The organism is Peristeroidobacter agariperforans (assembly GCF_004138335.1).
In the GTDB taxonomy this organism is placed as follows: domain Bacteria; phylum Pseudomonadota; class Gammaproteobacteria; order Steroidobacterales; family Steroidobacteraceae; genus Steroidobacter; species Steroidobacter agariperforans.
Genome location: NZ_RYFW01000007.1, coordinates 99,919 through 120,023, shown reverse-complemented (window position 1 = coordinate 120,023; position 20,105 = coordinate 99,919). Strand labels below are relative to the sequence as shown.

Sequence of the window (20,105 nt, the reverse complement as noted above, 5' to 3'; positions counted from 1 at the left end):
GATCATTACCGGACAGCCGCCGCCAGGTATTGCAGCATGTTGTCGGCCGAGGTCAGCACCTTCGTGTTCATTTCGTAGGTGCGCTGAGCCGCAATCATGTCCACCATTTCTTCGACGACCTGCACGTTCGAACCTTCTAGCGCGCCCTGCTTGAGCTTGCCCAGCGCATCCTGGCCCGGAGTGCCTTCGGTCGGCACGCCGCTCGCGACCGTTTCCTGATACAGGTTGTCGCCGAGTGCGAGCAGACCGGCGGGATTCATGAAATTCACCAGCGTGATCTGGCCAACCTGCACCGGCTCGGCCTGGCCCGGCACGGTCGCGGACACTTGACCGTCCTCGCCGATGACGACGTTGGTGGCGTTCGCGGGAATCGTGACTTCAGGCGTCACCGGCATGCCCGTCGAGGTGACCAGGCGGCCCTGGTCGTTGATGCTGAACGCGCCGGAGCGCGTATAGGCCATTTCGCCGTTCGCCTGCTCGACCTGGAAGAAGCCTTGACCGCCGATGGCCACGTCGTAGGTCTGACCGGTGGTCTGGATGTTGCCGGTCGTGAACACCTTCTGAGTGCCGACCAGGCGCGTGCCGTTGCCCAACTGCACGCCCGAAGGCGACACAGTGTTGTCGTCATTGCGCGCGCCCGGCGGACGCTCGATCTGATAAAACAAATCCGCGAACACCGCGCGATCGCGCTTGAAGCCCACCGTATTCACGTTGGCCAGGTTGTTCGCAATCGCCTGCAGCTTGGCGTCCTGCGCCTGCACGCCGGTCTTGCTGACCCACATTGCTGGATTCATGAGAGCTCCAAAACTAACTTGATAATTGCCACCCCAGGCACAGGGATGTGCCCGCCGCCATCGGCGGCGAGCGCAGGGGAAAAAGTCGCGCCTTTTTCGCGCTGCGCCACAGCGCGAGTGGCAGGATGCCCGAGTCGCTGTTCCATCATGCGCCGACCAGGCGGTTGCCGCTTTCGGCCATGCCGTCGGCGGCGCGATACAGCTTCATCTGAATCTCGAACTCGCGCGTGAGATTCATGACGGCGACCATTTCCTCGATGGCGGACACGTTGCTGCCTTCGAGATGGCCGCTGCGCACAGTGACTGTTTCATCGACCGCGAACGGCTCGCCATTGCGCGCGACGATCAAGCCTGCGGGATTCTTGGTGACCTCGGCCGGCTCCGGCTTCACCAGACGCAAGCGATCGACCTCCTGCATCTCGGTCGCGCCCGGCGCCTCGATCGAAATCACGCCGTCGCTGGCAATCTGCACACGCGAAAACTGCGGCAGCACGATCGGGCCGCCATCGCCGAGGACCGCACGGCCATCGAGCATCAGCTGGCCATCCTGATCGACGACGAAGTGACCCGCGCGCGTGTACGCCTCGCCTTCGCCGAACTGAACGGCGAAATAGCCTTGGCCGGAGATGGCGACGTCGAGATCCTGACCCGTCTGACGCAACACGCCTTCGCGCGAAGCGACCGAGTTCGCCTGCAGCTCACTCATGTGGCGGGCGTCGTAACCGTAGCCCGTGTTCACCGCCTTGCTGGTCGCCAGCTCCAAGTCGGCGCGAAAGCCGCCGGTCTCCAGATTGGCGAGATTGTTGGCGTGAATCTGCTGAGCGCGCATGCTGCGCTCAGCGCCACTCATCAATGTAAAGATCAACGCGTCCATCAGATCGCCTGCATCAGCGACTGCATCATCTCGTTCTGAGCCGCGATGACTTTGGAGTTGGCCTGATAGTTACGCTGCGAGTTCATCAGCTGCACCAGCTGCGACGTCATATCGACGTTCGACTGCTCCAGCGTGCCCGGCGTCAATCCGCCAGCCATGCCGACGCCCGGCGTGGAGTACAGCGGCATGCCCGAGGCGCTGGAAGTCGTCCAGGCCGTATCGCTGACCTGGATCAGCGCGCCTTCGGCCGGGAACGTCGCGACGGCGAGCGTGCCGATGCGCTGTTTCTCGCCGTTGCTGTACTGAGCCATCACGCCGCCATCCTCGGCGAGCTGCAGGCCGAGATACGTACCAGCGGCGTAGCCGTTGCTGGCGTTGGTCGTCGTGGTCGCTTCACCCGCCGACTGCGTCGTGCCGGCGTAGCTCACATCCAGATCGAGCGGGGCCGCACCGGTGGGCGTACCCAGCGCGAGCGTCACGGTGCCGGCCGGCGCCGTGAGCTGACCGTTGGTGTTGAAATCGAGCACCGTGGTCGTCGGCACGGCCGCGCCATCGGTGGTGTAGTGGACGGTGACCTGGTTGGTGCCCGTCTTCACGAAATACTGAGTCACGCTGTGCTGAACGCCGAGCGAGTCATACACGACCGACACCATCGAACCGTTGAACGACTGCGGATCGGTCGGATCGAACGGCGCAACCGTCGGCACGGTCCAGTCGGCCGAGAGATTGCCAACGTAGTTCAGCGTCGTGCTGGCCTGCGCGGGAATCTGGCCGGTCGGCACTCGCAGATCGCCGAACGCACCGAGCGCCGTGCTGTTATCGAGAGCTGCATAGCCCTGCACGCGACGACCGAAGCTGTCCGAGAGATAACCTTCTTTGTCGACGGAGAAGATACCGACGCGCGTGTACACCTCGGCGCCCGAAGTATCGCGCGTGACGAAGAACCCACGGCCTTGCAAGGAAGCGTCGAGACTGCGGCCGGTGGTGAGCACGCCGCCGCCGACATCGATGCTCTGAGTCAGCGACGAGGCCTCGGTGCCCATCGCCTGCGAGCCTGCATACATCGCGGCAAAGTTGGCGCGGCTGGACTTGAAACCATACGTGCCAGCATTGGCGATGTTGTTACTGATGGCATCGAGCTCGGTGTTGATGGCGTTGATGCCGGACAGTGCAATGTTGAAGCTCATGGGCGCTCCTGAAAATAAAACTTACTGGGGCCGGCCGTTGAAGGCCGTGATGGCGCTGGCGCCGATGCTGCCCAGGTTGCTGACCTGGAGCACCGCGCCATCGGTCGCGGAGATGCGCACGCTCTGCAAGGTGCCCTGCACTTCGATGGCGGGCGTTTCCTTGGTCGGCGTCTCCACGCGGATGGAATAAGAACCGGGCGCAAGACCCAGCGCTTCTGGATCGATCTGGAAATCCACTGCGCCCGGCTTGTGCGTGCCGAGCTGGATACGGTGTTGCTGCCCTTCGGCATTTTCGAGCACGACGGTCACCGACGTGCTGCTGGACTCGAGCGAGAAGCGGCCATGCACTACGGTATCTCCGAGCACGACTCGATCAGTCACCGCGGTCACATTCGAGCCGACCTGAGCGCCGAGCGCCATCACCTGCATGCTCTGGAGCATCGAGGCGCTGGCATTGGTCTGCGCGACCATCTGCTGCATGGACTCGACTTGCGACAGCTGCGTCAGCTGGCTCACGAACTGGCTCGGATCGGTGGGCTCGAGCGGGTTCTGGTTCTTGATCTGCGCAATCAGCAGCCTGGTGAACAGCTGCGTCATATCGCCATTGGCCGCGATCGAGTTCGATGAGCCCGTCGCGTTCGCGTTCGAATCGACGCCGTTGGTGCCGATGGTCATGATTACTCCTCACCCAGCCGCAACAGCGCCGTCTGCATGGACTTGATCCGGCTCATCACTTCGACGTTGGTCTCGAAAGCGCGCGAGGCCGCCATCATGTCGGTCATCTCGGCCACGGAATTCACATTGGGATAGAACACCACGCCCTCGGCGTTCGCGAGCGGATTGTCCGGCTCGTACGACTCGCGCACCGGCTCGGTGCTCTGAACCACATCGAGCACCTGAACTTTCGCACCGGCCAGGGCTTCATCGCCGGCGTTGCGTTCGAACACGGCAGCGAACACCGGCTTGCGAGCGCGATACGCTTCGGCCTCCGAGCTGGCCGCGGTATCCGCATTTGCCAGATTGCTGGCGACGGTATTGAGACGCACACTCTGTGCATTCATCGCGGAGCCCGCGATGTTGGCGATATCCCGGAATGACATGCTTTATCCCTCGATGGCCTTGGCCAGACCGCGCAGCTTCATGCCGATGAAGGTCAGGGAGGTTTGGAAGTCGGAGGCATTCTGCGAGAATGCGGCCTGCTCCACGCCCAGCTCGACGGTGTTGCCGTCGGCCGAGGGGTGATTGGGCACGCGATACATCGTCTCGGGCGCACCGGTATCGAGCACGAGGCCGCCCTCTTCGCTCGCCGCCGTAGCGCGAGCCAGGCTGGCAGCGAAGTCGATGTCGCGAGCCTGATAGCCGGGCGTGCTCTCGTTCGCGAGATTCGACGCCAGGACTTTAGTGCGCTCGGCGCGCAGGCGCAGAGCGTCGGCGTGAATGCCCAGAGCTTTGTCGAAGTTGATGGCCATGATGTTTGCTATGAAACCGTTCGAAACGTCGTGTTACTCGTTACTGCTGTTGCCGCTGCTCGCATCCAGCGCGTGGTCGGCGAGCCCGGTGGAAAGCGCAGTCGAACGCGTCGCACGAGAACACCTGAATCGATACGCCGAATCCATCGGCTGGGTCGAGCCACAACTTAAGCTCAAATTAAGTACAGGGAATCTCGGTGGGTGTCCGGACGGTGCGCACATAGAAACAATCGACGTCCGACAACCGTCACGCATGCGCTTCGCCGCCATGTGTAATGGAGAGAAGCGCACAGTCGTCGTTCGAGCAACCATTGCGGCTGACGTGGTCGTTTTCGCGCACGACCAGAGAGCGGGCGTGCCCATCGATGCAGCGGCGTTGAAACTGGAGCGTCGCGATGTGACGGCCACGCCTGGCGCGGTCGCCAACATCGACGATGTCGCCGGCAAAACCAGTCGACGCGCCATGCGCGCCGGCCAACTGGCCGATCGCCGCTGGTTGAACGAGAGCGTGCTGGTGAAGCGCAACTCAAAAGTCACCATCGTCGCGCGCAACGCAGGCGTCGAAGTGCACGTAGCCGCGGAGGCCATGCAATCCGGCAAGCGCGGCGAAGTCATTTCCGTGAAGAACTCGACGAACGGCGCCGTCATTCGCGCGCGCGTCATCGGGCCCGATGCGGTCGAGCCGCTCGAGATTCCTTCGGGAACGACGCGATGAAGCTCAGGCCGGTGCATACGTCCCACCGGCGTCCGTCTGCAACACTCGCTGCAGGATCTCGTGCTGATTCATCAGCAAATCGCAATTGCGCTGATTCAAACGCTTGCACTCTTGCACCAGCTGCTCGAGCGCGTGCCACCATTCGTCGAACGCCGGACGCGCGGTGGCCGGCAATCGTGCGGACACCGCGGAAATCGTCACGCTGTTCTGCTTGCCAGCGAGCACCTTGGCGAGCGCAACCCGCTCGATTCGACGCTTTTCCAACTGCGCCGTCAGTGCCGAGATGCGATCAGCGACGTCGGTGATCACAGCCGAGCGATGCTTGAGCGCAGCTTCGAACTGCGCATCCAGCAGCTCACGCAGCGTGCGGTAATCGCCGAGATCGGCGTGCACGCCCTTGATCAGACGGCCGAGCGCCTCGCGCGCTGTCATCTGCCGCTCCGGTGATAACGCTCGATCAGGGCCGCGAGCTTGGCGAGATTGAACGGCAGCTCACCGCGCTCCAGGGCCGCCTTCAGCGCCGTGACCTTTTCCTGATCGATATCGGGCATCTCGTTCATCGCAGTCAGCGCCGGCTGCAACACGCTGGATTGCAACTTCGATGTCGCACTTGGCGCAGTCGTCGCCGGTGTGCGGATTTCAGCGGCTGGGGCAATGCCCGCGACCGGCGTGGCGGCGGAGCCCGGAACGACCTTCATATTGGATCCTCGAGACTTGGTGCGCATGACTACAGGTCCCTGTTGTGCAGCTGGCCGCGCAGCTCTTCCAGAGCAGCGCTATCGGGCAGGCTGGTGCTCACGTCATCACCCAGCAGCGGCATGGTGTCCGTCGGTGCACCGAACATCTGCGCGATGCTGTGCGCCTGGCCGCGAGTGAGAATGAGCAATTCGATACGGCGGTTTTCCGATGCCGCCGTGTCGTCGGGATTGATCGGTGCGGTGTCGGCCTGGCCGACCACCTGCAGCACGCTCTTCGTCGGCATGCCACCCGCGAGCAGATAACTGCGCGCAGCCATCGCGCGCTCGCTCGACAGCGTCCAGTTCGAGAACGCGGTGTAGCTCTTGTCGGCGTACTGCAATGAATCGGTGTGGCCGACGATCAGCAGCTGATTGTCGATCAGCTTGAACACCGGGCCGAGCTTCTTCAACAAGCGGCGGAAGCGCTCGTTCGGCGACGAGCTGCCGAGCTGGAACATGCCCTGCTTGTCGGTGTCGTGCATCAGCACTCGCAGGCCATACGGAGTGATGATCGTGCGAATGTTGCTCGACAGACCGACTTCCGCACCGAGCGCCTTGAGCACCTCGGACAGCTCGAGCATGTCGGCGTGCGACTCATAGTGCGCCTTCGACAAGCGCAGGCCCTCGCCCGGGCCGGCCGGCTCGCTCTCGCCGGTGTTGGCGGCGCGCTTCGACAGCGTATCGCCATCGCTCGGCAGCGGGTTGCGATCGATCAAACTGCCGCGCGGTCCGCCCATCGACATGGACATGCGGCCACGCCCTTCGTCGACCAGCGTGCCGCCGGCTGCCTTCATCAGATCTTCCATGTGTTCGGCCTGGCGCGAGGCCATCAGCCACATCACCAGGAACAGCGCCAGCAGCGCGAGACAGAAATCCGCAAACGCGACTTTCCACGCCGCGCCACCGTGCCCCTCCTCGCTATGACGGCGCGAGACGCGCTTGACGATGGCCTGCTGCCCTTTATCAAGCTTGTTGAGCACGTAAGTCTCCCTTACGACGACGCGGCGTGGCCGGCTCTTCCTCGTCTTCCGAATTGTTCAGCTTGTCGATCCAGCTTTCCAGGCGCGCGAAGCTCGGCTTGGTATTCAGCTGCACCAGGCGACGGCCCGCGTCGATCGCGAGCAGCGGCGGCTTGCCAGCCACGTGAGTCACGAGCACGACCTTCACCGAGTCGAGCGCCATGCGCTCGTCGTCGACCAGCTGACGCATGCGATTGGAAATCGGGTCGAGCACGCCGTAGCACATGAAGATGCCGATGAAGGTGCCGACCATCGCGGCCGCGACCGCCATCGCGACTTCGCCGGTATCCGCGCCCGCCGCCACCGAGTTCATCGCCATCACGATGCCCAGCACCGCGGCCAGGATGCCGAAGCCGGGCATGGCGTCGCCGACCTTGCTCAGCGACTTTGCCGGCTGCGCCATTTCTTCGTGAATCGCTTCTATTTCCTGCTCGAGCACGCCTTCGAGCTCATGCGCGCTGATCTTGCCCATGGCCATCAAGCGGAAGTTGTCGACGATGAAGTGCAACAGCTTCGGCTCGTGCAGGATCATCGGATAACGCTTGAACAGCTCGCTCTCGTGCGGCGCTTCGACGTGCGCATCGAGCGCCTTCAAACCGCCCGCGGCCGTCTGCAGCAGTTCATACATGAGCAGCAGCAACTGACGCTGGAATTCCTGACCGTCTTTGCGACGACCCAGCACTTCTTTCACTTGCAGCCACATCTCGCTCAACACGTGACGCGGATTGCCGAGGATGATCGTGCCTGCGCCGGCGCCGATGATGATGACCAGCTCCACCGGCTGCCAGATGACGCCCAGGTCGCCACCGTGCAGCATGAAGCCGCCGAACACACACAGCAGAATGGTGGCAATACCAACTAGCGACTGCATCGATCTATCCTCGCTGCTACTGCAGCAGCTCCCGTAACTTCTTCAACGCCAGCTTGTTGATCTGGCACACCCTCGCCTCGGTCAGGTCCAACACGCGGGCAATCTCTTTCAAGCTCAAATCGAACTCGTAGTACAGCTGCACGACGCGCTGCTCACGATCGTTCAAACGACGCAGCGCCTGCTCGATGCTGCGTTGGAGCAGCAGATGCGACTCCGGCGAATGCCGACGATCGCCCGACTGCTCGGTGAGCTGCTGTAACAACTCATCGAAATTCGCCAACTGCTCGGCGCTCTGCGCCAGCTGATAGTCCTGGTACTGCTCGACGGTGAGGCCCAGCGCCTGCTGCGTTTCGGCAGCCGTCGGCTCGCGCCCCAGCTTTCTCGCCAGCTCACGGACGCCGTCGCGCACCTTGTGCGTTTCCTGGCGCACCGTGCGCGGCCGCCAGTCCTGTCGACGCAGCTCATCGAGAATCGCTCCCCGCACACGCACCGAAGCGTAAGCGGCGAACTTTTCATCGGGCGTGCCGTAGCGACGCAACGCGTCCAGCAGCCCCATCAAGCCGATCTGCTGCAAGTCCTCGCGATCGATGCCGCCGCCGGTCTGCAATTCAAGCTGCTTGACCACTCGCTTCACGAGCGGCGCGAAGCTCACGAGCAAACGCTGCTCGTCGGCCGGGCTCAGTGGCGCCGCGACGAACTCATCTGCTATGGCGTATCCAGCTTGCATCGTAGACTTCAACAACTATTCGACAATGAGCTTGCCGATCATCACATCGACGAACGGACGCTCGGCGCGGTCCTGCGCGTATCGGTCCGCGAAGGCCTTGGTCATCTGCGCGGTCAGCTCTTCCACCGTCATCTTGCCGGCGCGATCCATGGTCAGAGTCGACAGCTCTTTGACGGCGACACTACGCAGCAGCGGCAACTGTTCTCGCGCAATTTTTTCCTCTTCCTCGGGCGTCTTGAACACGAGGTCGAGTGCGAGGTAATGAGGCGCCGGCTCGCCTTCCACACCGCGCAACATGACGATCACCTTCTCCAGACTCACATATTTGAAGACGCGATCGTCGATCTCGGGCTCTTCCTCTTTCGGCACGGAAGCATCGGCCGTCGAGATGGCAGCTCCGCCTTTCACGAACCACCAGGTCGCGCCGGCGCCGAGGCCGAGCGCAAGCACCGTCACTCCGAGCAGCGCGGCTACGATCTTTCCGAAACTCATGCGCCACGCTCCTCATCCACCGCGAGCGTGAATGTCTTGGCTGACTCTTCATTCGGTTCCGACAGCGCGCGGCCCGGAGCTTCGCGCTGCGATTGAGACTGGCGCTGCCCCTGCTGGCTGGCATGTTGCTCGCGCGAGCTGTCCGAGACGTGCACGGAAACATCGCCGTTCTGACGATGAATCAAATCCTGTCGCAACGAGTCGCCGATGCCGTGCAGCTGACGGACCACTTCGGCGTTGCTGGCGCGCAAATGAACCTGGAGGTTGCCGCCTTCACGCTGAATCACAATTTCGATCGTGCCCATCGAAGGCGGATCGAGACGAATGACGGCGTGCTCGCTGCGCTGAGTGATCTGCAGCTGCAAGCGGTCGCCCAGTGCGACCTCCAAGGCCGATCGTTGCGTGCTCAGCGCCTGTGCGGGCTGCTGTGCTGACACGGGGGCCAACACGCCAGGCTGCTGATTGAAGCCTTCGACCAGCGCCTGTGCCAATCCGGCATTGGTCAACGACGCGAGCTGCGTTACTGTCAGCGTGGACTGACTGTCAGTGAGCGCGGCAGGCGCCGCTCCTTTCGTCGCAAGCGAGAACGCCGGCGTATTGATCGTGAGCGCGCCCAGCGCCGATGTTTCCGGAACAGCGGCCAAGACATTCAACAATGTTTGCTGGCGCGAGCCTGCCGACTGAGTCGGCTGCGACACCGGCGCGACCGGCAGCTGCTTCTGCACCTGCGGCTGCTGCGCAAAGTTAGTCGAACGCTGCGCGTACTCGAGCGGCACACTCACCGGCTGCGTGAAAGTGATCAGGCCCGGGAATGTCACAAGCGTGTCGATCGTCGCCGCATCTTCCGTTGCCTCGTCCGATTGCTCGACCACCGCCTCATCGGACTTCGGCTGTTCGGTCACGCGCGGAGCGAGATTCAACGGCGCAAGCGCATCGGCGGCCAACGACTGGCGCAGCTGTTCGCCAAAACGTATCGGCGTCACAGGCACTGCTGGCCTCGGCACGCCAGGCGCCAGGCCGACCGACAACAGCGGCAGCCCAGGTTGTGCGCCCGTAGCCGGAGCATCAGTGCTGACCAATGCGGCGCCAAAGGCAATGGCGGTCATGGCCGTTCCTCGGCAACTTCGCCGTTCATCGCATAAGCCAGCCAGCCCGCTTTGTGCTCGCGCATCTGACCGAGCCGCGTGTGCATGGCCTGTGTTTCGGAGACGCAGCGTTCGCGTGCCTGCTCATGGGCCCGCTGTACCGTGGCCAGCGCCATCATTTCCTGCTGCGACCACTGGCCCCATTCGGTGCGGCGAGTCAACAGCTCGGCGAGCTGACGATCGACGCTCTCGAGCAGCGTCCAGTCGCCGCGCTGAGAAGCGCTCAGCAAGTTGCGAGCAATGCTCATGAGTTGTGCGTATCGATCCATGGCGTCAACCCAGGCGCTGCTGCATGCCCTGCCAGCCGCGACGCAGAGTCGTCAGCAGGCCGGTTACTTCGTCGATGAGGGTCGGATCGAGACTGACGCCGGCGCGATACAAGCGTTCGGCGCAATAGTCATAGAGCCGGCTGAGGTTCTCGGACACTTCACCGCCCTTCTCGATGTCCAGCGCGCTCGACAGGCCGTTCAACATGTCGACGCAACGATCGAGGCTGCGAGCCTTCAATTCGTAACGCCGCGCTTCGATGTGCGCGCGGGCTCGGACCAGCTCTTCGAGCAGGCCGTCGGTCAACAGCAGCACCAGTTTCACTGGCGAGGCGTGCGCGACTTGCGCACCCAGGTTGACGTTGTGATAGCTGCGGTAGGCTTCGTGATTCACGGTCTGATTTGCTCCTGGGAGATCGCGCGGGTGTTATGAGCCCATGCTCACTTGCGCGAACAGGCCCGACGTCTGCTCCATCTGCGCCTGCAAGGTCGCCAGTTGCGTGAACTGCTGCAGGTAGCGCTGGTAGTAGCTGTCGTACTGGGCATCGAGGCGCGTCTGACGCACCGAAAGATTCTTTTGCTGGATCTGAATGCTGTTCTGGCGACTGGCGATCTGGCCGCTGCCGCTGGTGAGCCATTGATCCAGATACTTGCTCATGCCGCCCAACAAACCGGTCGGCGCCGAAACGCTGGCGCTGCCGAACACTTTGTCGAGCGCGGCCGGATCGGTCAGCAGCGCTTTCTCCAGGCGCGACTTGTCCAGCGACAACTGGCCGTTGCGATCGCCCTTCACGCCCAACTGCGCCAAGCTCACGCCGTCATATTCATTGCGAAGCAGGGTGTTGAGTTTGCTGCTCAGGGCGCGCATCCCCGCATCAGAGGCGAATACACCCTTGGTCGCGTTCTCGCCGCCGGCTTTGGTGAGCGAATCGAGCGCGGTGCGCAGCGTGTTGTACGCTTTGACGAACTCATCGACCTTGCCTGCCGTGCCGGCCATATCGTCACTGACAGTCAAGGTCAGCGGCGCTTCGGTCGCCGTCATGGCGCGTGTGAACGTGAGGCTCACGCCTTCGATGCTGGTGAATGTATTCGACGCCTGCTGCATGCGGACGCCGCCTTGACCGCCGAGCCACACCACTGCGTCTTGCGCCGCTGTGAGCTCACGCGAACTGTTGAACGCGTCCTGCAGCGCGCCTACTGGCAGGCCGCTGGCGTCGACGGTGATTTCGCCGCCTTCGCCGGTCTTGCTCGAGCTCAGCAGCAGCTGCGTCTGACCGCCGCTGGTGACGACCGACGCAACCACCTTGCCCTGGTTGTCGTTGGCCTGATTGATGGCGCGTGCGATCTCAGCCTGCGAGATCGTGCCGTTGGAATCGGAGTCCGCGGCCACCAGGTTCACATTGAACGAGCTGCCGTCTTGCAGCTCCACCGTGATCGGTCCGCCCAGCGCCACAGGCACGGCGGGCAGATCTTCGAACACGACCTGGTGCGCCGTCGCGAGCTGCTCGACGTGGAACTGATAGCTGCCGGCCTGCGCCTTCGACGTCGTGGTCGCGGTGGCGATGCCCGAGGTGTTGAACGAAGCGGCAAACTGCTTCAGGCCCTTGCTCGACGAGAGCGACGATAGCGCGCTATCGAATGCACTCAACGCCGACCGCAGCGTGCTGAGCGCGGTCGACTGCTTCTGCGCGTTCTGCGTCTGCGTCGTCAGCTGGGTCTGCAACGGCTGCGTGTACGCCGTTGCCAGCTGCGTCGCTGTGGTAACTGGATCGAGTGTTGCCATCGTCGTCTTCCTCGGAGCGGAGTCCTACAGTCGTCAATAGGCGACAGGAACCGCGAGGAAATTAAATTCGTCGTCGACTTTCTTTACTTGTTACGCCACCAGACCTGTGACGCCAGCTCGTCCTGATGCTTCTGCTCCTTCACCTTTGTGACGTGACGCACATTCGAGTGCTCACGCTGCAGCACCTGGTCCAGCGCTTCGTGACGACGCGCAGCATCGACCAGCTCGCGCTGTGACAAGGCGAGCTGCGACTCGTGCAATGACAGATCCAAACGATGAGTAGCAGCCATTCTTAGCATAGCCTGTTTGTAGCCGGCGCGATTCATGGCGAGCACGGGCGAGCCGCCGACGGGGCCGCTGCTGTGAGCGAGCTTTTCCAGCGTCGCAAGGTTGCGCAGAAAGCGCTCGCGGGTCGCACGCTTTTCCGCGACATCGGCGCTGAGACGATCGACCTTGCGACTTTGCAGATCGACCAGGCGACCCAGCGAGCGCAAACGCTGACGTTCGCTCATGCCATCAACCCTTCGAGTGCTGCGATGGTCTGCGTCAGCGGCGCCGCTTCACGCGTGCCCTGGTGCAGGAATGCTTCGATCTTGGGAAACAATTCGACTGCCTTGTCGGTCGCCGGATCGGCGCCAGGAACATACGCGCCGAGCGGCAACAGATCGCGGACCTGCGCGTGCTTTGCAACCATCGCGAGGAGCGCGCGCGCGGCGCGCTGATGCTGTTGAGTTGCAACCAGCGCCATACAACGGCTGATCGATTGTGAGATGTCGATGGCCGGGTAATGACCGCGCTCGGCGAGCTGACGAGTCAGAACGATGTGGCCGTCGAGAATGGCTCGCGCGGTATCGACGACCGGATCTTGCTGGTCATCGCCTTCCGCGAGCACGGTGTAAATCGCGCTCATGCTGCCCTCCTCGCGCTCGCCGTTGCCGGCGGTTTCGACGAGTTGCGGTAACAGACTGAACACTGAGGGTGGATAGCCACGAGTCGCCGGTGGTTCACCCAATGCCAGAGCGACCTCGCGCCGAGCCATCGCATAGCGGGTCAACGAATCGACCAGCAGCAGTACGTCTTTGCCCTGATCGCGAAAGTGCGCGGCGATCGAATGACACAGCTCGGTTGCACGCAGGCGCATGAGCGGCGATTCATCGGCTGGGGCCACCACGACAATCGCGCGCTTCATGCCGGCTTCGCCGAGCGACAGATCGATGAACTCGCGCACTTCGCGACCGCGCTCGCCGATCAGACCTACGACGACGACGTCGGCGACGGTCTGGCGAGTGATCAGTCCAAGCAGCACGCTTTTGCCGACGCCGCTGCCGGCCATCAAACCGACGCGTTGCCCCTTGCCGAGCGTGAGGATGCCGTTGATGGCGCGCACACCCACATCGAGCGCGTCCTTCACCGGCTTCTTCTTGAGCGGATTCACTCGCGGCGGCTGTGTGTCGAGCACATGCTCGCCGCCCAAACGACCGCGACTGTCGACGGGCTCTCCCAAGCCGTTGACGATGCGGCCCAGCCACGACGGGCCAATGCGCAGAACATCACGATCGGTCTGCGGCAGCACGCGCGCGCCAGTGGCCAGGCCTTCCGGTCGTTTGAACGGCATCAGATAAGAAACGTCTTCGCGGAAGCCCACGACCTGGGCGTCGATCCAATCGCCGTTGCCCGCTTCGACGCTGCAGCGCTGGCCCGTGCTCAGCGGACAGCCGCGACTCTCCAGCAGCAGTCCGGAAGCACCGACGAGTCGGCCAGTCGGTGTCGCAATCGGCACTGACTCCAGCTCGAGGTTACGTAGAGCAGCGCCGATCATGCGGCCACCAGCTCGTCCTGGTGCGGCAACAGCTGCTCTTCGATCTGCTCCATGCACGCGGCCAGGCGCTGACTGCAGCCCGCGTCCGCTTCCCGATTGCCTGCTTTCACGCGGCATTCGCCTGGCTCGAGCTTGTCATCCGCCCACAGGTTCCAGCGTTCGGCCTGCGCCGGCTCGAGCTCGATGATACGTTCGAGGTCTTCCGGGTTCAGATAGACCACGACTTCGTCGGCAGCGACGCGCGGCATGGTCGAGAGCGCTTCATCGACCAGAGCGAGCAACTGTATGGGCTCCATCTGGATTTCTTTGCGGATCACCTGCCGGGCCACCTTCGCGACCAGCTCGATGACTTCCTTGCGCATGGCCGTCTGATAGTCGGCCTGCATTTGTTTCAATTCTTCGACCAACTCGTTGACCGGTCCGGCCAGGCGCTCGAAACGAGCCAGCGCTTCTTGCTTGCCCGCTTCCAGGCCCTGCTGTCTGCCCTCCTCGCGACCTTCGCTGCGACCCGTGTCCATGCCACTGCGCATGCCGGCTTCGTGACCTTCGCGGTAACCGCGCTCCATGCCGCGCTGATAGCCATCGTGCATGGCCGATGTGACCTGCGACGGCACCGCACCCGGCCCGGCCCAGGCGTTCGGGTCCGCCAACTGCGCGAGCGCAGTGAATCGATGTGAGCGCCAGACTCGGCTCATTCCAATACCGCCTCTGCGAACAACTGCACTTCGATCTCACCGGCGTCGGCGAGCGCTTTGACCTGAGCCATGATTTCGTTGCGCGCCTGCTCGACCCGGCTGCGCGACAACGGACCGCTGCGACGCATGGTTTCTTCGAAGCTTTGCGCCTGACGACGCGGCATCGCCCGGATGATGGAGTCGCGCACGGCGGGCTCGGCGCCCTTCAGGGCGATCGCCCACTGTTCGACCGGAACGTCTTCCATGATCCGCAGCAGCGTCGCTTCGGTCTGGCGCGACAAAATGAAGAAGTCATACATGCTGCGCTCGATCTCGGCGACCACTTCGGCATCGTGACTGCGCAGCACTTCGACCATCTTGGCGCGGTTGTCCGGCAAGCGATTGAGGATCTCGGCGACCTGGCGAACACCGGCGACGCTCGTGCTCTGCAAGCCGAGGCTCGCGAGACAACGCTCGACCAATTCATCCAACTCGACCAGCAACTCGTGATCGACTTCGTTCAAGCGCGCGAGATTCACGAGCACCAGATCGCGCGTACCGGCCGGCAGCGCGCCGATGACCTGGCCAGCAAGCGCGGGCGGCAGGAACGCGAGGAACACCGTCTGCATGCGAACGTGTTCCTGGCTGATGCGATCGGCGAGCCACTTCGGTGAGGCCCACTGCAATCGGGCCAGCTTCGGACGGATGGCGTCGCCGTAAATGCTGTTCAACACGCTGTCGGCGATATCGGAGCCGAGCGCGAGGTCCAGTGAGCGCTTCAGATAAGAACGCGACGCACCGTGCACGCCGCTCTGCTGGCGATATTCGTCGAAGAAACGTTGCAGCGACTGCTTCACCGCTTCGACTTTGATGCCGCTGATCCGCGACATCACTTGTGTCACTTCGAGCAGCTCTTCGCGCGACAGGCAACGAAGCACGGCCGCGGCCGGCTCTTCGCCCATGCTCAACAACACGATGGCGGCCTGCTCCAATGGCGAGGCGGCCACTTGAGCGACGGCATTACTCGCGTCGGACATTCTTCTGCACCCACTGCTTCACGACTTCAGCGACACGCTCCGGCTCCTTGGCCGCCAGCGCGCGCAAATGATCGACCATCACATCGACCGGCGAGCCCGGCGGCGGCAGGTCGTAATCTTCCAGGAGCGGACCGACCGGGATCGGTCCCTTGTTGACGTTCGCGGGCGGCAAAGCCGCCGCCGCGGTGGCGCTCGCAGTCGCAGCTGCCGACACCGGCGTCGCTTCGATCTGCTGCACCGTCGGCGCCGGCAACTGCAAGCGCTGCTTGGCCATGCGCAGTAACGGTCGAGCGAGGAGCAGATAGGCGAACAACGCGGCCATGGCGTAGGCGATGTATGCGCCGATATCCATCACGCGATCGGGCTGCTGCCACCACACCGGCGCAGCGGCCGGCTTCGGGAAGCCCAGCGAAGAAACAACCAAGCTGTCGCCGCGAGCAGTGTCGATGCCCAGACCGCTGCGGAGAATCTTGTCGATGTTGGCGAGTTGCGGCTCGGTCCATGCCGTGCCGCTCGGTGCGGCCGCGTCGTTGAGCACGACAGCGACGCTGAGTTTCTTCAGACGGCCACGGCTGCGCTCGATCTGAGTGACGCTGCGGTCGTACGCGAACTGGCGGGTCGCCGCGTTTCGCTGTGTGCTGCTTTCCTGGCCGTCTTGCGCATTCGCGCCGACATCGACCGGACGATTGCTCAGCGAGCCGGGCACGCCGAGCGCCAGCGGATCGGTATCCTGCTCGGCACGCGTCGATTCACTAGTGACTTTGGGCGTGTCCCCATACTGTTCGCGCGTTTCCTGCACTTTGTCGTTATCGACATCGGCAGTGACGCTGAGCTTGAAGTTGTTGCCGCCGACGATGGGCGCGAGCAGGTTCTCGGCGCTGCGCAGAGTCTCGTCGCGATAATGACCGGCCGCATCGTTGACCTGCGTTGACTCGAAGCCTTCGCTGAGATCGACCCGAGCTGACAACAGGTTGCCCGACTGATCCACGAGCGTGACGTTGGCCGGATCGAGCCCGGTGGTGCTGCTCGCGACCATCTTGACGATGGCGGCGATCTGTTCGTTGGACAGCTTGTGACCCGGCTTCAGGCCGAGCACGACCGATGCCGAGCTCGGCTCGGCGGTGTTGACGACGAACGACGACGACTTTGCGATCGCGATGTGCACGCGCGCCGAATCGACGGCGTCGATGGTCATGATGCTCTGGGCGAGCTCGCCTTCGAGGCCGCGACGGAAGCGCACGTCCTGCACGAACTGGCTGACGCCGAGCGGATCGCTGCGATCCATGAGCTCGAGGCCGGCAGGCAACTGAGCGACCACGCCCTTCGATGCGAGCAGCATGCGCACTTCACCGAGCCGATCGGACGGCACGAGCACCTGTCCGGTGTCGGGATGAATGCGATACGCAATGCCGGCGCCATCGAGCACGGACATCATGTCGGCGGCTGCGACTTTCTCGCGCGCACCGAATAGGGGCTTATATGAGGACTGATCGCGCCAGGCGAACATCAACACCGCAGCAGTGATGACAATCGCCAGCAGTACCAGCGGCATCAGGCCGCGTAACATCGCGGTCCAGTCGAGCGGAGTGCTCACGTTACCGTTCGGCACGCTCGCAGCTCCACTACGCGGCCAGAACCTGGCCACGGTTGCTTTCAACGTATTGGTCACGGCAGGCTTACAACGGCAGCTTGATCAGGTCTTCCATGGCGCCGACGATCTTGTTTCGGCCTTGCATGAGCATGGAGAACGACAGACTCGCTTGTTGGCTGGCCAGCATCGCGCCGACCAGATCGTCGCTGCGACCGGCATCGACCGCCGCCATCTTTTCGGCGGCGGCGCGATCCTGCGCATCGACGTTGTACACGGCTCGCTCGAAGAACGAACCGAACCCAGCGACGTGCTGAGCGTGATCGGCAGCAGGTTGAGGCGCCGCTTGCCGCAGAGATGCCGCGTCGTCGGCGATGCGCGATCGGACTGCTTCGATCGCTGCCGACATGGGGCTATGTGAAAACTGCGTTACGGGCATCGCTTGATCCTTTCAACTCGTCTGGGTCGCTCAGAAAACGCCGCAGTGCGTTGAGCCGTCCCTAGCATCGACGCTGTATCGATCCGAGTTAAGCACGCGTCCGCCCTTCTGCTACACGACGCACACTTTCCCGAGCAAATTCAGCGCATCCCAGCGCGCATGTTTACGACCAACCCTGAGCCAGCGGATCAGACCGAACATGAGCGCGTCACACGCGGCGCAAATCGCAGACGCGGTTGCGCCTGCAACGGGCGATTAGCGGCCCGACTGTCCGCGCATTGAATCGGCGCTCTCGGCTCGTGACGTGAATCACAAGAGCCCACCGCTTAGTGGTTTGCCTACTAAAGAATTTCGAACGCACACGCGATAACCGCCTCGATTCATTTTTTTCCTGACGACGACGAAGAGGTGGACGTGGCCGCGATGATGAGTAGACAGCCAAACGTCCGCACGCACACAGTCATCGACCCGCGCACCATGGGTCGTCCGGTTCACTTGCTCGGCAGCTTCGCTCATCAACTGCGCGATGATTTCGCCGATTTTCTGCGAGCACGAATCAATCGTCGTTACAAGGCCAGTTTCCAGATCGATGCAATCTCCTTTGTCGCGGCTCCGGCAGACTCGCAGCGCTGGTTGAGCTACGCAGCGGATGACGGACGTATTCACTTTGCAATCGAGCGGCCGCTGTTGTTGTGCCTGCTGCGTTATCGCTATGGCTCGGTGATGCCCGAAATCACTGCAACGACGGACAGCCCTGCGGCCCCGCTCGCTGCGACCATCGATGAGCCCGAGACTGCAACCGAGGAGCGCCTCGGCACCATGTTGGGTCAACAACTCGTCGAGCTCGCCGTGCGCCGGATCGAATCCGTGCAACGCGCACCGGTCGAGGCACCCGCCGCAGTGACGTTCGCCGAAGCGAGCTTGCAAGGCGCGAACGACGGCGAATGGCTGCTGCGACTCACACTGAGCGAAACCCGCTGCAACGTCAGCGGAGAATTGCTGCTGAAGATTTCCGCGGTCTGGATGAATCGCCTGTTACAGGCGCTGGCGCCGAACCGCGAGCGGCAAAGACAACGACCGGCCACGAAGCCGTTTCCCGCCCGCCTGCAGCTGACTTTGCAGGCTCGGTTGCTGGAGAAAGAAGTGCCGCTCGCGACACTGCTCGACCTACGACTGGGGGACGTTCTGCCGATCAGCGTGGGAGATGCCGATGTGTTGATCGGCGACTCGCGCCTCTTTACTGCCAGCGTCGCCGAACACCACGGCAAGCTGTGTCTCACTTCGTTAGCCGATGTAGATTGAAGGATTGAATACCGTGAACACCGCATCGAATCCTGCCGACGACAATTTGCTGGCTGACCTCGAAGATGTGCTCGAAGACGAAGGCGTCGCCGCCGCCGCGCCAGCTCCCGCACCTGCCAAGCGCAACTTCGCTGCCATGATGCGCCGGATCCCGGTGACGCTGACGCTCGAGGTCGGCTCCGCGAAGTTGTCCTTGCAGGATCTGGCCGAGATCGAGCGCAGCAGCATCATCGAACTGGACACGCTCGCCGGCGAGCCGCTGATCATCAAGGTCAACGGCACCGCGATCGGCCGCGCCGAAGTGGTCGTCAGCGGCGAGAACTACGGCCTCAAAGTGGTCGAGCTCAGCGATCTGAACCTGGATTCGCTCACGTCATGATCCACGCGCAGGCGCAGGCCCTCCTGCGCTGGAAATGGCCGCGCCTGATCGCAGCGGCCGCGCTGCTGTTCGGCCTGTGTTCGGCAGCCGGCGCGGCGCCGATCGAGATCATCGGTACCAGCGACACCGGCAACACCACCGAGTTCACGGTCAAGACGCAAGTCCTGATCATCATGACGCTGCTTGGGCTGCTGCCCATTCTGGCGCTGATGATGACCTGCTTCACGCGCTTCGTGATCATCCTGGCGTTGTTGCGTCAGGCGCTCGGTCTGCAGCAGGGCCTGCCGAACCGGATCGTCACCGGCGTGGCGCTGATTCTGACGCTGCTGGTGATGCGCCCGGTCGGCGAGCAGATCTACACCGAAGCGCTGGTGCCGTTCGACAACGAACAGATCACCTTTCAACAGGCGCTCAAGAACGCCGAGGCGCCGTTGTCGCGCTTCATGCTCGCGCAGACCCATAAAGGCGCCCTGACGCAGATGGCGCAGCTAGCCGGCGAAGCCCATATCACCGATCCGACACAGCACGGCTTTCTGGTGAAGCTGTCGGCGTTCGTGCTCAGCGAGCTCAAGACCGCGTTCCAGATCGGCTGCATGCTGTTCGTGCCGTTCCTGATCATCGACCTGGTCGTATCCTCGGTACTCATGGCCATGGGCATGATGATGCTCTCGCCGCTGGTCATCTCGCTGCCGTTGAAGCTGCTGCTGTTCGTGCTGGTGGACGGCTGGACGCTGACGGTGCAGACGCTGGTCGGCAGTATTCAAGCGTATTAGCGAAGGCGGACCTGC

26 protein-coding genes are annotated in these 20,105 nt (G+C 63.0%); 4 read left to right on the top strand and 22 right to left on the bottom strand.

Features of this window, described 5'->3' with window-relative positions:
- Window positions 1–5: 5 nt before the first annotated feature.
- The 6 genes from flgG to flgB all read right to left on the bottom strand — a co-directional run bounded on the left by flgG (window position 6) and on the right by flgB (window position 4,324).
- Window positions 6–794 carry a flagellar basal-body rod protein FlgG gene (gene flgG, locus EK373_RS31065; protein WP_198683785.1) on the bottom strand — a complete coding sequence of 263 codons (789 nt, stop codon included), beginning with the start codon at window positions 792–794 and terminating at the stop codon, window positions 6–8.
- A gap of 145 nt (window positions 795–939) precedes the next feature.
- Entirely contained in the window at window positions 940–1,668 is a 729-nt protein-coding gene (locus EK373_RS31060; protein WP_129649259.1) for a flagellar basal body rod protein FlgF, read from the bottom strand.
- On the bottom strand, window positions 1,668–2,855 hold the full coding sequence (locus EK373_RS31055) for a flagellar hook protein FlgE (protein ID WP_129649258.1): 1,188 nt from the start codon (window positions 2,853–2,855) through the stop codon (window positions 1,668–1,670). The genes EK373_RS31060 and EK373_RS31055 overlap by 1 nt, the downstream gene beginning before the upstream one ends.
- Before the next feature lie 21 nt (window positions 2,856–2,876).
- Complete coding sequence (locus EK373_RS31050) at window positions 2,877–3,530, bottom strand: flagellar hook capping FlgD N-terminal domain-containing protein (protein WP_129649257.1); 654 nt, start codon at window positions 3,528–3,530, stop codon at window positions 2,877–2,879.
- 2 nt (window positions 3,531–3,532) lie between these two features.
- Entirely contained in the window at window positions 3,533–3,955 is a 423-nt protein-coding gene (gene flgC / locus EK373_RS31045) for a flagellar basal body rod protein FlgC (RefSeq protein WP_129649256.1), read from the bottom strand.
- A 3-nt stretch (window positions 3,956–3,958) separates the two neighbouring features.
- Window positions 3,959–4,324, bottom strand: coding sequence for a flagellar basal body rod protein FlgB (gene flgB, locus EK373_RS31040; RefSeq protein ID WP_129649255.1), 366 nt, complete (start codon window positions 4,322–4,324; stop codon window positions 3,959–3,961).
- A gap of 10 nt (window positions 4,325–4,334) precedes the next feature.
- On the opposite strand from flgB, the gene flgA reads away from it, so the two are divergent.
- Window positions 4,335–5,039: a flagellar basal body P-ring formation chaperone FlgA gene (gene flgA / locus EK373_RS31035; protein ID WP_157994624.1), complete on the top strand. Its 705-nt coding sequence runs from the start codon at window positions 4,335–4,337 to the stop codon at window positions 5,037–5,039.
- Window positions 5,040–5,042: 3 nt separating this feature from the next.
- Here flgA and flgN read toward each other — a convergent pair whose 3' ends face one another.
- The 16 genes from flgN to EK373_RS30955 form a co-directional block, all read right to left on the bottom strand.
- Window positions 5,043–5,471 carry a flagellar export chaperone FlgN gene (gene flgN, locus EK373_RS31030; protein WP_129649253.1) on the bottom strand — a complete coding sequence of 143 codons (429 nt, stop codon included), beginning with the start codon at window positions 5,469–5,471 and terminating at the stop codon, window positions 5,043–5,045.
- Window positions 5,468–5,737, bottom strand: coding sequence for a flagellar biosynthesis anti-sigma factor FlgM (gene flgM, locus EK373_RS31025; protein WP_129649252.1), 270 nt, complete (start codon window positions 5,735–5,737; stop codon window positions 5,468–5,470). The genes flgN and flgM overlap by 4 nt, the downstream gene beginning before the upstream one ends.
- A gap of 29 nt (window positions 5,738–5,766) precedes the next feature.
- Window positions 5,767–6,756: a flagellar motor protein MotB gene (locus EK373_RS31020; RefSeq protein WP_129649251.1), complete on the bottom strand. Its 990-nt coding sequence runs from the start codon at window positions 6,754–6,756 to the stop codon at window positions 5,767–5,769.
- Window positions 6,740–7,666, bottom strand: coding sequence for a flagellar motor stator protein MotA (gene motA / locus EK373_RS31015; protein ID WP_129649250.1), 927 nt, complete (start codon window positions 7,664–7,666; stop codon window positions 6,740–6,742). The genes EK373_RS31020 and motA overlap by 17 nt, the downstream gene beginning before the upstream one ends.
- Window positions 7,667–7,682: 16 nt before the next feature.
- Window positions 7,683–8,393, bottom strand: a complete 711-nt coding sequence (locus EK373_RS31010) for a FliA/WhiG family RNA polymerase sigma factor (protein ID WP_129649249.1) — start codon at window positions 8,391–8,393, stop codon at window positions 7,683–7,685.
- A 15-nt stretch (window positions 8,394–8,408) separates the two neighbouring features.
- The gene (locus EK373_RS31005) at window positions 8,409–8,885 is read right to left on the bottom strand and encodes a flagellar basal body-associated FliL family protein (RefSeq protein WP_129649248.1); all 477 of its coding nucleotides are present in this window, start codon (window positions 8,883–8,885) and stop codon (window positions 8,409–8,411) included.
- A complete protein-coding gene (locus EK373_RS31000) occupies window positions 8,882–9,991 on the bottom strand; it encodes a flagellar hook-length control protein FliK (RefSeq protein WP_129649247.1) in 1,110 nt (369 codons plus the stop codon). The genes EK373_RS31005 and EK373_RS31000 overlap by 4 nt, the downstream gene beginning before the upstream one ends.
- A complete protein-coding gene (locus tag EK373_RS30995; RefSeq protein WP_129649246.1) occupies window positions 9,988–10,299 on the bottom strand; it encodes a hypothetical protein in 312 nt (103 codons plus the stop codon). Before EK373_RS30995 ends, EK373_RS31000 begins: the two co-directional genes overlap by 4 nt.
- 4 nt (window positions 10,300–10,303) lie before the next feature.
- The gene (fliS, locus tag EK373_RS30990; RefSeq protein WP_129649245.1) at window positions 10,304–10,690 is read right to left on the bottom strand and encodes a flagellar export chaperone FliS; all 387 of its coding nucleotides are present in this window, start codon (window positions 10,688–10,690) and stop codon (window positions 10,304–10,306) included.
- 33 nt (window positions 10,691–10,723) lie between these two features.
- Entirely contained in the window at window positions 10,724–12,079 is a 1,356-nt protein-coding gene (gene fliD, locus EK373_RS30985; RefSeq protein ID WP_129649244.1) for a flagellar filament capping protein FliD, read from the bottom strand.
- 83 nt (window positions 12,080–12,162) lie between these two features.
- Window positions 12,163–12,591: a flagellar FliJ family protein gene (locus EK373_RS30980; RefSeq protein ID WP_129649243.1), complete on the bottom strand. Its 429-nt coding sequence runs from the start codon at window positions 12,589–12,591 to the stop codon at window positions 12,163–12,165.
- On the bottom strand, window positions 12,588–13,898 hold the full coding sequence (gene fliI, locus EK373_RS30975; RefSeq protein WP_129649242.1) for a flagellar protein export ATPase FliI: 1,311 nt from the start codon (window positions 13,896–13,898) through the stop codon (window positions 12,588–12,590). The genes EK373_RS30980 and fliI overlap by 4 nt, the downstream gene beginning before the upstream one ends.
- Window positions 13,895–14,593 (bottom strand): flagellar assembly protein FliH, encoded by a 699-nt coding sequence (fliH, locus tag EK373_RS30970; RefSeq protein ID WP_129649241.1) that lies wholly within the window; start codon window positions 14,591–14,593, stop codon window positions 13,895–13,897. Before fliH ends, fliI begins: the two co-directional genes overlap by 4 nt.
- A complete protein-coding gene (locus EK373_RS30965) occupies window positions 14,590–15,609 on the bottom strand; it encodes a flagellar motor switch protein FliG (RefSeq protein WP_129649240.1) in 1,020 nt (339 codons plus the stop codon). The genes fliH and EK373_RS30965 overlap by 4 nt, the downstream gene beginning before the upstream one ends.
- Window positions 15,593–17,176, bottom strand: coding sequence for a flagellar basal-body MS-ring/collar protein FliF (fliF, locus tag EK373_RS30960; RefSeq protein ID WP_129649369.1), 1,584 nt, complete (start codon window positions 17,174–17,176; stop codon window positions 15,593–15,595). The genes EK373_RS30965 and fliF overlap by 17 nt, the downstream gene beginning before the upstream one ends.
- A gap of 109 nt (window positions 17,177–17,285) precedes the next feature.
- Complete coding sequence (locus EK373_RS30955; RefSeq protein WP_129649239.1) at window positions 17,286–17,606, bottom strand: flagellar hook-basal body complex protein FliE; 321 nt, start codon at window positions 17,604–17,606, stop codon at window positions 17,286–17,288.
- Between the two features lie 456 nt (window positions 17,607–18,062).
- Here EK373_RS30955 and EK373_RS30950 point away from each other — a divergent pair, with 456 nt between their 5' ends.
- The 3 genes from EK373_RS30950 to fliP are packed head-to-tail and all read left to right on the top strand — an operon-like array spanning window position 18,063 to window position 20,090.
- Window positions 18,063–18,938 carry a FliM/FliN family flagellar motor C-terminal domain-containing protein gene (locus EK373_RS30950; protein WP_157994623.1) on the top strand — a complete coding sequence of 292 codons (876 nt, stop codon included), beginning with the start codon at window positions 18,063–18,065 and terminating at the stop codon, window positions 18,936–18,938.
- Between the two features lie 13 nt (window positions 18,939–18,951).
- A complete protein-coding gene (locus tag EK373_RS30945; protein ID WP_198683783.1) occupies window positions 18,952–19,317 on the top strand; it encodes a FliM/FliN family flagellar motor switch protein in 366 nt (121 codons plus the stop codon).
- A complete protein-coding gene (fliP, locus tag EK373_RS30940; protein ID WP_129649236.1) occupies window positions 19,314–20,090 on the top strand; it encodes a flagellar type III secretion system pore protein FliP in 777 nt (258 codons plus the stop codon). The genes EK373_RS30945 and fliP overlap by 4 nt, the downstream gene beginning before the upstream one ends.
- The last annotated feature ends 15 nt before the right edge of the window (window positions 20,091–20,105 follow it).